The organism is Streptomyces sp. (genome assembly GCF_036566765.1).
Classification (GTDB): Bacteria; Actinomycetota; Actinomycetes; order Streptomycetales; family Streptomycetaceae; genus Streptomyces.
Genome location: NZ_DATCVQ010000540.1, coordinates 1 through 9,456, shown reverse-complemented (window position 1 = coordinate 9,456; position 9,456 = coordinate 1). Strand labels below are relative to the sequence as shown.

At 70.6% G+C, this 9,456-nt stretch carries 10 protein-coding genes and 1 pseudogene; 4 read left to right on the top strand and 7 right to left on the bottom strand.

Annotated features, from left to right (window positions below):
- Positions 1-527 (top strand): annotated as a pseudogene (locus VIU94_RS31430) (hypothetical protein); the annotation flags it as partial.
- A 17-nt stretch (positions 528-544) separates the two neighbouring features.
- Here VIU94_RS31430 and VIU94_RS31425 read toward each other — a convergent pair.
- The gene (locus VIU94_RS31425) at positions 545-1,093 is read right to left on the bottom strand and encodes a type III secretion system chaperone family protein (RefSeq protein ID WP_331916596.1); all 549 of its coding nucleotides are present in this window, start codon (positions 1,091-1,093) and stop codon (positions 545-547) included.
- Positions 1,094-1,176: 83 nt separating this feature from the next.
- Entirely contained in the window at positions 1,177-3,804 is a 2,628-nt protein-coding gene (gene clpB / locus VIU94_RS31420) for an ATP-dependent chaperone ClpB (RefSeq protein ID WP_331916594.1), read from the bottom strand.
- 131 nt (positions 3,805-3,935) lie between these two features.
- Here clpB and VIU94_RS31415 point away from each other — a divergent pair, with 131 nt between their 5' ends.
- A complete protein-coding gene (locus tag VIU94_RS31415; RefSeq protein ID WP_331916592.1) occupies positions 3,936-4,349 on the top strand; it encodes a pyridoxamine 5'-phosphate oxidase family protein in 414 nt (137 codons plus the stop codon).
- A gap of 109 nt (positions 4,350-4,458) precedes the next feature.
- Here the strand turns inward: VIU94_RS31415 and VIU94_RS31410 are convergent, their stop codons facing one another.
- Positions 4,459-4,779 carry a (2Fe-2S)-binding protein gene (locus VIU94_RS31410; protein WP_331916590.1) on the bottom strand — a complete coding sequence of 107 codons (321 nt, stop codon included), beginning with the start codon at positions 4,777-4,779 and terminating at the stop codon, positions 4,459-4,461.
- 352 nt (positions 4,780-5,131) lie between these two features.
- On the opposite strand from VIU94_RS31410, the gene VIU94_RS31405 reads away from it, so the two are divergent.
- Together VIU94_RS31405 and VIU94_RS31400 are read left to right on the top strand one after the other, a co-directional pair.
- A complete protein-coding gene (locus tag VIU94_RS31405; protein WP_331916588.1) occupies positions 5,132-6,118 on the top strand; it encodes a helix-turn-helix transcriptional regulator in 987 nt (328 codons plus the stop codon).
- Positions 6,115-6,600, top strand: a complete 486-nt coding sequence (locus VIU94_RS31400; protein ID WP_331916586.1) for a hypothetical protein — start codon at positions 6,115-6,117, stop codon at positions 6,598-6,600. The genes VIU94_RS31405 and VIU94_RS31400 overlap by 4 nt, the downstream gene beginning before the upstream one ends.
- Before the next feature lie 60 nt (positions 6,601-6,660).
- Here VIU94_RS31400 and VIU94_RS31395 read toward each other — a convergent pair whose 3' ends face one another.
- The 4 genes from VIU94_RS31395 to VIU94_RS31380 all read right to left on the bottom strand — a co-directional run.
- Positions 6,661-7,113: a heat shock protein transcriptional repressor HspR gene (locus VIU94_RS31395; protein WP_331916584.1), complete on the bottom strand. Its 453-nt coding sequence runs from the start codon at positions 7,111-7,113 to the stop codon at positions 6,661-6,663.
- A 4-nt stretch (positions 7,114-7,117) separates the two neighbouring features.
- Positions 7,118-8,299, bottom strand: a complete 1,182-nt coding sequence (gene dnaJ / locus VIU94_RS31390) for a molecular chaperone DnaJ (RefSeq protein ID WP_331916582.1) — start codon at positions 8,297-8,299, stop codon at positions 7,118-7,120.
- Between the two features lie 30 nt (positions 8,300-8,329).
- Positions 8,330-8,980 carry a nucleotide exchange factor GrpE gene (gene grpE, locus VIU94_RS31385; protein WP_331916580.1) on the bottom strand — a complete coding sequence of 217 codons (651 nt, stop codon included), beginning with the start codon at positions 8,978-8,980 and terminating at the stop codon, positions 8,330-8,332.
- A partial coding sequence (locus tag VIU94_RS31380) for an Hsp70 family protein (RefSeq protein WP_331916578.1) occupies positions 8,980-9,456 on the bottom strand: 477 nt, incomplete at its 5' end. The genes VIU94_RS31380 and grpE, both read right to left, overlap by 1 nt.

Below are 9,456 nucleotides of genomic sequence, written 5' to 3'. Positions count from 1 at the left end.
GGCGGCGCGGCCGCGTCGAGCCGCGGGTGTGGGCCGCGGCGGCCCTCGCGCCGACGGGCTGGCTGGCGTACGTGCTGTGGGTGGGCGTGCGGCGGGGCGATCCGCTCGGCGGCTACTTCGCCGTCCAGGACGGCTGGACGTCCCGCTTCGACTTCGGGACCGGCGCGCTGCGCTTCGTACGGGACATGCTCACCGGCCCGACCCAGTTCGGCTTCGTGACGGCGCTGGTGATCACGGCGGCCGGGGTGCTGCTCTTCGCGCTGCTCGCGCTGGCCGGGCCGGGCGAGCGGCCGCCGCTGCCGGTGCTGGCCTACACGGCGGTCCTGGTGCTCATCACGGTCGGCGGCTCCGGCTTCTTCGAGTCGAAGCCGCGCTTCCTGCTGCCGGCCTTCCCGCTGCTGCTGCCGCTCGCGGCCGCGCTGACGAAAGCCCGGCCGAGGGCCGCGGTCACGGTGACCGCCGCCCTGGCCGGGCTGTCGTTCTGCTTCGGGGTGTACGTGCTGACGCTCGCCCCGATGGCGCTGTAGGACCTGCCGGCGTGGAACTACTCGGCGGGGCCGGAGCCGTTCTCGCCCGGCTCCTTGTCCTCCGGGGAGGCCAGGCCGAACTGCTCCACGAGCCACTTGTCGAACTCGATGGACGCGCGGACCCAGCTGACCGTGGAGGACACGAAGTGCTCCAGGGCGACGCCGGTGCCGATCAGCATCTGCGCCTCGCCGATGAGGCGGAGGGTGGCGGAGCCGTCCTCCTCCTCGTGCAGGTGCGTGTAGACCTTGGGCCACAGGGTGCGGCGGTTCCAGTCGTCGATCGCGTCCAGGACCTTGGCGCGGTCGTCGGCGGAGTGCGGACGGTCGTAGAAGGTCCGGACGGAGAAGACCTTCTGGTCCTCGTCGCCGCGGAACATGAAGTACGTCCGGAAGTCCTCCCACGGCGCCGCGAGGTCACCCTCGTCGTCGACGACGTACTTCAGCTCCATCTGGTCGAGGAGCTGCTTGACCAGGTCCTGGTCGGGGACGACGGGGCCCGCCGGTCCTGCGGCCTGAGGCTGGGGCTGGCCCCCGAAATTCGGAATCGAGGACGGGTCGATGCTCACCGTGGATTTCCCTTCGTACGGTTGTCGCCATCCTCTCCCATGCAGGGCGGGGGGTGGCAACCCCGGCACTCCGACGAGGCCGGTTACAGCGTCTTGCCGAGGTCGGCTGCGGCGGCCGGCGCGGTCGCCGGTCCGACGATCAGACCCTCCTCGAACCTATCCACCCGGACCGTGTCGCCGTCGCGGACCTCACCCGCCAGGATCTCCTTGGCAAGACGGTCGCCGATCGCCGTCTGGATCAGGCGGCGCAGCGGCCGGGCGCCGTACGCGGGGTCGTTGCCCTCGTCCGCCAGCCACTCCAGGGCCTCCGGGGTGACCTCGAGCGTGAGCCGGCGTTCGGCGAGCCGCTTGCCCAGCCGGTCGATCTGGAGCCGGGCGATCCGGCCCAGCTCGGCCTTGTCGAGCGCCGAGAAGACCACCAGGTCGTCGAGCCGGTTCAGGAACTCCGGCTTGAAGCTCATCCGGACGACCTCCAGGACCTGCTGCTTCTTCTCCTCGTCCGAGGTCATCGGCTCGACCAGGAACTGGCTGCCCAGGTTCGAGGTGAGGATCAGGATCGTGTTGCGGAAGTCGACCGTTCGGCCCTGCCCGTCGGTGAGCCGGCCGTCGTCGAGGACCTGGAGCAGGATGTCGAAGACCTCCGGGTGCGCCTTCTCCACCTCGTCGAGCAGCACGACGCTGTACGGGCGGCGGCGCACCGCCTCCGTCAGCTGACCGCCCTCCTCGTAGCCGACGTAGCCGGGGGGCGCGCCGACGAGCCGGGCGACGGAGTGCTTCTCGGAGTACTCCGACATGTCGATGCGGACCATGGCCCGCTCGTCGTCGAAGAGGAAGTCCGCGAGCGCCTTCGCCAGCTCGGTCTTGCCGACGCCGGTCGGGCCGAGGAACAGGAACGATCCGGTCGGCCGATCGGGGTCCGCGATCCCGGCGCGGGTGCGGCGCACGGCGTCGGAGACGGCCCGTACCGCCTCGGTCTGGCCGATCAGCCGCCTGCCGAGCTCGTCCTCCATGCGCAGCAGCTTCTGCGTCTCGCCCTCCAGGAGGCGGCCGGCGGGGATGCCTGTCCAGGCGCCGACGACGTCGGCGATGTCGTCCGGGCCGACCTCCTCCTTGACCATGGTGTTCTTGGACGCCTCCTGCTGGGCCTCGGCCTCGGAGGCCTCCTCCAGCTCGCGCTCCAGGGCCGGGATCTCCCCGTACAGCAGCTTGGACGCGGTGTCGAAGTCCCCGTCGCGCTGGGCGCGTTCGGCGACTCCGCGCGCCTCGTCGAGCTGTTCCTTCAGCTCGCCGACCCGGTTGAGGGACTGCTTCTCCTTCTCCCAGCGGGCGGTCAGCCCGCGCAGCTCCTCCTCGCGGTCGGCGAGGTCGCGGCGGAGCTTGTCCAGACGCTGCCTGCTCGCCGGGTCGGTCTCGTTCTTCAGCGCCAGCTCCTCCATGCGCAGCCGGTCGACGGCACGCTGCAGCTCGTCGATCTCTACGGGCGAGGAGTCGATCTCCATGCGGAGCCGGGAGGCCGCCTCGTCGACGAGGTCGATGGCCTTGTCGGGCAGGAAGCGGGAGGTGATGTAGCGGTCCGAGAGGGTGGCGGCGGCGACCAGCGCGGAGTCGTTGATCTGGACCTTGTGGTGGGCCTCGTACCGGCCCTTGAGGCCGCGCAGGATCGCGATGGTGTCCTCGACGGTCGGCTCGGCGACCAGCACCTGCTGGAAGCGGCGCTCCAGGGCCGCGTCCTTCTCGATCCGCTCGCGGTACTCGTCGAGCGTGGTCGCGCCGACCATGCGGAGCTCGCCGCGGGCCAGCATCGGCTTGAGCATGTTGCCGGCGTCCATGGCGGAGTCGCCGCCGGCGCCCGCGCCGACGACGGTGTGCAGCTCGTCGATGAAGGTGATGACCTGGCCGTCGCTCGCCTTGATCTCCGCGAGGACGGTCTTCAGCCGCTCCTCGAACTCGCCGCGGTACTTCGCGCCGGCGACCATCGCGCCGAGGTCGAGCGAGACCAGCCGCTTGTTCTTGAGCGACTCGGGGACGTCGCCCTTCACGATCCGCTGCGCCAGGCCCTCGACGACGGCGGTCTTGCCGACGCCGGGCTCGCCGATGAGGACCGGGTTGTTCTTGGTGCGCCGGGACAGCACCTGCACGACCCGGCGGATCTCGTGGTCGCGGCCGATGACCGGGTCGAGCCGGCCCTCGCGCGCGGCCGCCGTGAAGTCCGTGCCGAACTTCTCCAGTGCCTTGTACTGACCCTCCGGGTCGGGTGTGGTCACCCGGCGCCCTCCCCTGCTCTTCTCGAATGCGTCGAGGAGGCGCTTGGCGGTGGCCCCCTGCTGGTCGAGGAGGTCGCCGGCCTTTCCGCCCTTCGCGGCGATCCCGATGAGCAGGTGCTCCGTCGACAGGTACTCGTCGCCGAGCTGCTTCGCGCGCTCGGCGGCGTCGGCGATCACCGCGAGCAGCTCGCGGTTGGGCTGCGGCGGCGCGACGGTGGAGCCGGTGACGCTGGGCAGGGCGGCCAGCAGCCGCTCCGTCCCTGAGCGTACGACGGCCTGGTCGGCCTCGACGGCGGCCAGCAGGTCGGTGATGTTCTCGTTCTCCTGACCGGCGAGCAGCGCGAGGAGCAGATGCGCGGGGGTCAGGTCGGCGTGCCCCTCGGACACGGCGCGGCTGCTGGCCGCGTTCAGCGCGTCGCGGCTCTTGTTGGTCAGTTCGGCGTCCACGTGCGGCGTCTCCTCCTCGGCCGGATGACTTCTCTGATCGGATGACTTCTCTGACCCATCCAACATACACAAAGTTGAGTCCATTCCGCTCAAGGTGTCGGACGGGGCTCCGCCGCGGGTATTTTCCGGGCATGGCGATTGACCCGAGGAACCCGGACGACTCGTATCTCGGCTTCTGGAGCGAGTACCACATGTGCACCCTGACCACGCCGCGGCCGGACGGCTCGCCGCACGTGGTGGCGGTGGGCGTCACGTACGACCCCGAGGGCGGCGAGAAGGGCATCGCCCGGGTGATCACGAACAAGCACAGCCACAAGGTCGCCAACGTCCTGGCGGCGGGCGCGCAGGGCGCGCGGGTGGCGGTGTGCCAGGTGGACAAGGGCCGCTGGGCGACGCTGGAGGGCGTGGCGCGGATCCGCACGGAGGCGGAGGTCGTCGCGGACGCGGTCGCCCGTTACGCGGCCCGCTACGGCCGCACGCCGGCGCCGAACCCGGACCGGGTGGTCATCGAGATCGCGCTGACGCGCGCGATGGGCCGCGCGTAGGGGTCTTTCCGTAAGCGCACAGCACAGCGGCGCCATCGTGTTTCAGGTCCACGATGGCGCCGCTGTGTGGGGGAAGCACCTGAGCGATCTGGAACGACGGGGGAACCGCTCAGGCACTGCGGGGGGTGGCGGTGATGGTCTCGGGTTCGACCAACTGGTGGTCGCGCTGGTCGAGATTGACGAAAATCATGCCGTACCGGATGGCACAGCGGACGGGCTGCGGGGCGCCCCGGGGCCGCCGAAGACAGCGGTAGGCCCGGACGTCCTCGTCCTGCTCGCGAGCGACGACGATCGGCTCTCCGAAGAGGGTGACCATCAACGAATCGCCACGATGGGGGATGGCCGTGACGAGGTCGATGAAGTGCCACCCGGACCGATAGGCCGAAGCCATCTCGCGTCGGAAGACCCGGTCGTCCGGCGGCACGGTCATGCTTCAGCGCCAACCGGAACGAGGTCCCACGAGGGCTCCTCGGGAGAGTTGAGCACCGAACCCGCCGGCGCACCGTCCCACGACGGCTCACCAGGTGAAGCAAGAACCGAGCTGGCCGGCGCACTGTCCCACGAGGGCTCGCTGCCGACCGAAGCACCGAACACGCCGAGAGCAGCCGCCGCAAAAACAGCTATGGCGCCAAGTGCACGAACCGTCCTGGTCATGGCCGTTCTCCACCTCTTTTGATCATTACCTCCTCCCCCGCGTCTATGACGATGGCTCACTCCGAACGCTTCCACCAGCGAGGGCAGGCATCATGTTCCTGTAATTCAGGACCCTGAGGGGGGTGCAAATGCGACCAAAAGGGGACGTTGGGGGACATGGGCATGGAGCGGACGAACTCTGCGCCGCGGGGAAGGACCTCTACGCGAAGGCTTTGCGATCGGGACGCATCGCGCGCACGGAGGTCGAGACCGCTACCTGCCTGATCGATCTCGCTCTACTGCGCTCCGATCCGGACGATCCCGCATGGCTGAGACCCATCCCGCCGTCCGTCGCCCTGAACCAGCTCATCCATCCCATCGAGCGCGAGATACAGGAGCGTCGCCAGCTGACCGTGGCACTGGCGGACACCTTCGAGCCGTTCATGTCGATCACCACCAAGGACCCGTCCGCCGCGGACTCCATCAACGTGCTGGAGGGTCTCGGCCTGATCAACGCCACCTTGGACCGCGCGACCTCCGAGTGCACCGAGGAACTGCTCACCGTCCAACCCGGAAGCGGACGTCGTCCTCACATCCTGCAAGAGGCGCTACGCCGGGTCGAGCCACTTCTCGGACGCGGGATTTCGATGCGCACGCTCTACCAGCACACCGCGCGGCACCACTCCTCGACGCTGGCGTACGTCGAACACGTCGCCCCGCACGGGCTCGAAGTTCGCACCCTCGAAGAGATCATCGACCGGCTGATCATCGTGGACCGCAAGGTCGCCTTCGTTCCCGCCCGGAGCGATCGCCAGGTCGCGCTCGAACTGCGCCACGAGGGGCTGGTCCAGTACCTCGTAGGGGTGTTCGAACAGTTCTGGCTGCACGGCGTCCCGTGGGAGAACGAGGTCGTCGCCTACGCCCCCGTCCTCGACGGGATCAGCGGCGTCCAGCGCTCCATCGCCAAACTCCTCGTCGAGGGTCACGTCGACGAGGCCATCGCCCGCCGGCTCGGCATGAACGTGCGGACCTGCCGGGCGCACATCGCCAAGCTCGCCTCCACGCTCGGCAGCGGAAGCCGGGCCCAACTCGGTTATCTCATCGCCCAGTCCGGAATCCTGGAACAGGACCATTGATCGCACAGTCGCCGCGCGTAGACCTCGACCTCGCCACCGGAATCGTCCGTGTCGCCGGAGACGGGCTGCCCGAAATCGTCCTCGCGCGCGCCGAGGGAGGCGGCGAGATCAACGACGCCATCCCCATCGGCACCCGCGACCCGACCCGCCTCACCCTCGCCGTGGACGGCCGCCCCGCCCGCCTCCGGCCCGCCAAGGGGCGGGTGTTCCGGCGGTCGTTCCGGGTGGATGCCACCGTGGACGGGGTCGACTACCGCCTCGTGCCCTGCTCGTACGCCGAGAGCCGGCTCACCCGCGACGGCCGCGCGCTCGGGCTGCTCGACTCCACCGGCGACGGCGCGGTCTTTGCCGAATGGCAGGACGACACCGAGGTGCTCCCCCAGGACATCGCCGTCGGCACCGCCCTCGCCGCCGCGTTCGGCACCGGCGCCGCGCCCTGGTGGCAGATCGTCATCGAATTCATCGGCGAGCTGATTCCGTAGCAGGGCCCCAGACGCGACGAGGCCCCCTCCGCAGCGGAGGGGGCCTCAGGGCACAAGGAGTCACTCGGGACGCTTCGGCCGCCACACCACCAGCGCGCTCGCCTGCTGCACGTCCTGGTACGGCACCAGGTCGCGCCGGTACGAGGCGTGCACCTGGGCCTCGCGCTGGCGCATGGTCGCCGCCGCGCCCTCGACCGCCGCCGACAACTCGGCGACGCGCGCCTGCAGCGCGGCGACCTGGTTCTCCAGCTCGATGATGCGCTTGATGCCGGCCAGGTTGATGCCCTCGTCCTGGGACAGCGCCTGCACCTGACGGAGCAGGTCGATGTCGCGGGCCGAGTAGCGCCGCCCCCGGCCGGCGGTGCGGTCCGGGGAGACCAGGCCGAGCCGGTCGTACTGGCGCAGGGTCTGCGGGTGCAGGCCGGAGAGCTGGGCCGCCACCGAGATGACGTACACCGGCGTCTCGTCGGTCAGTTCGTACGGGTTACGGCTGCGTCCCGGACGGCTCTCCATGTCCTCATGCTCCCTTCGCGGCCTGGAACAGCTCTGCCCGCGGATCCTCGCCCGTAGTCGCGTCGCGGTACGTCTCGAGGGCCTCGCGCGCCTTGTCGGTCAGGTCCTTGGGGACCTGGACCTCCACGGTCACCAGCAGGTCGCCGCGGGAGCCGTCCTTGCGGACCGCGCCCTTGCCGCGGGCCCGCATCGTCCGGCCGTTGGGCGTGCCCGCCGGCAGCTTCAGGGTGACCGGGGGGCCGCCCAGCGTCGGGACCTTGATCTCGCCGCCGAGCGCCGCCTCGTCGAAGGTGACGGGGACGGTCACGGTCAGGTTGTCGTCGCGGCGGCCGAACACCGGGTGGGCGTCGACGTGCACGACGACGTACAGATCGCCGTTCGACCCGCCGCGCTCGCCCGGCGCGCCCTTGCCGCGCAGCCGGATCCGCTGGCCGTCAAAGACGCCCGCCGGGATCCGGACCTGCATCGTCCGGGACGACTTGGCGCGCCCGCTGCCGTGACAGACCTCGCAGGGGTTCTCCGCGATCAGGCCGCGGCCCTTGCAGTCCGCGCACGGGTCGGTGAGCGAGAAGCCGCCGCCCGAGCCGCGCGAGACCTGGCCGGTGCCGACGCAGGTCGGGCACACCCGGGGCGTGCCGTTCTTGTCGCCGGTGCCGGAACACGCCTTGCAGGGCTGCTGGCTGGACATCCTGAGCGGGACCGTGGCCCCGTCGACGGCCTCGATGAAACTGAGCGTCACCTCGGACTCGATGTCCTGGCCGCGGCGCGGCTGGGTGCGCGTGCCCGCACCGCCCGCCGCGCCCCGGTTGAACAGGCCGCCGAAGACGTCCCCGAGCCCGCCGCCGCCGAAGCCGCCGCCCGGCCCGCCGGCGCCCTGGGCGCCGCCGAAGAGGTCGCCCAGGTCGAAGTTGAAGGAGCCGCCGCCGGGCCCTGCCCGGAAGCCGCCGTTGCCGAACAGGGCGCGGGCGTCGTCGTACTCCTTGCGCTTCTTCGGGTCGCCGAGGATGTCGTTCGCCTCGGAGATCTCCTTGAAGCGCTCCTCCGCCTTGGTGTCGCCCTTGTTGGCGTCCGGGTGGTTCTCGCGGGCGAGCTTCCGGTACGCCTTCTTGATCTCGGCGTCGGTGGCGTCCTTGGGGACGCCGAGAACCTTGTAGTAGTCCTTCTCCACGAAGTCCTTCGTGTTCACCGGCGTCCCTCCTCTCGGACGATCTTCGCGCTAGCCCTTCTCGGGGCCACCGCTCTCCTCGTCGGCCTTCTTCTCGTCCTTCGCGGCCGGCGCCGCCCCGGGCTGGGGCTCCGCCACCGCGACGCGCGCGGGCCGGATGGTCCGCTCGCCGATGCGGTACCCCGGCTGCAGGATCGCCACGCAGGTCGTCTCGGTGACGTCCGGCGCGTACGAGTGCATCAGGGCCTCGTGGATCGTCGGGTCGAAGGGCTCGCCCTCCTTGCCGAACTGGTGCAGGCCCATCTTGGCGACGACCGTCTCCAGCGATTCGGCCACCGACTTGAACCCGCCCACAAGCTCGCCGTGGTCCCGGGCCCGACCGACGTCGTCGAGCACCGGCAGAAGCTCCGTCAGGAGGCCCGCGACGGCGATCTCCTTGACGGTGATCCTGTCCCGCTCGACCCGGCGGCGGTAGTTCTGGTACTCGGCCTGGAGCCGCTGGAGGTCCCCGGTGCGCTCGCCGAGCGCGGTGCGGACCTGGTCCAGCTCTGCCGTCAGACCGGCGTTCTTGAGTGCGTCCCCGGCCGGGGCCGCCGGGCCCTCCTCCGTGGAGGGGGACTCGGCGGCTTCGGCGGCGTCGTCAGGGGTGGCGCCGGAGGGGACGTCGGGCTTCTCCTCGAAGCCCGGGGTCTCCTCCGTCATCAGGCAGCGCCGCCCTTCGCGTCGCCCGGCTTCTCGTCGTCGACGATCTCGGCGTCGACCACGTCGTCGTCGGCCTTCGGGGCCTCGGCGCCCGGGCCGCCCGCGGCGGCGCCGGCCTGCGCGTCGGCGTAGAGGGCCTGGCCGAGCTTCTGGGAGACGGCCGCGACCTTCTCGGTGGCGGTGCGGATCTCCGCGGTGTCCTCGCCCTTGAGCTTCTCCTTGAGCTCGGCCACCGACGCCTCGACCTCGGTCTTGACGTCGCCCGGGACCTTGTCCTCGTTGTCCTTGAGGAACTTCTCGGTCTGGTAGACGAGCTGCTCGCCCTGGTTGCGGGACTCGGCGGCCTCGCGGCGACGGTGGTCCTCGTCCGCGTACTGCTCGGCCTCCTGGCGCATCCGGTCGACCTCGTCCTTCGGCAGCGAGGAGCCGCCGGTGACGGTCATCTTCTGCTCCTTGCCCGTGCCCAGGTCCTTCGC

Excerpts from the sequence above, each read along its gene's own strand:
- VIU94_RS31415 (WP_331916592.1), top strand. The coding sequence starts at position 3,936 with ATGGCGATTGACCCGAGGAACCCGGACGACTCGTATCTCGGCTTCTGG.
- VIU94_RS31410 (WP_331916590.1), bottom strand. The coding sequence starts at position 4,779 with ATGACCGTGCCGCCGGACGACCGGGTCTTCCGACGCGAGATGGCTTCG.
- VIU94_RS31405 (WP_331916588.1), top strand. The coding sequence starts at position 5,132 with ATGCGACCAAAAGGGGACGTTGGGGGACATGGGCATGGAGCGGACGAA.
- VIU94_RS31395 (WP_331916584.1), bottom strand. The coding sequence starts at position 7,113 with ATGGAGAGCCGTCCGGGACGCAGCCGTAACCCGTACGAACTGACCGAC.
- grpE (WP_331916580.1), bottom strand. The coding sequence starts at position 8,980 with ATGACGGAGGAGACCCCGGGCTTCGAGGAGAAGCCCGACGTCCCCTCC.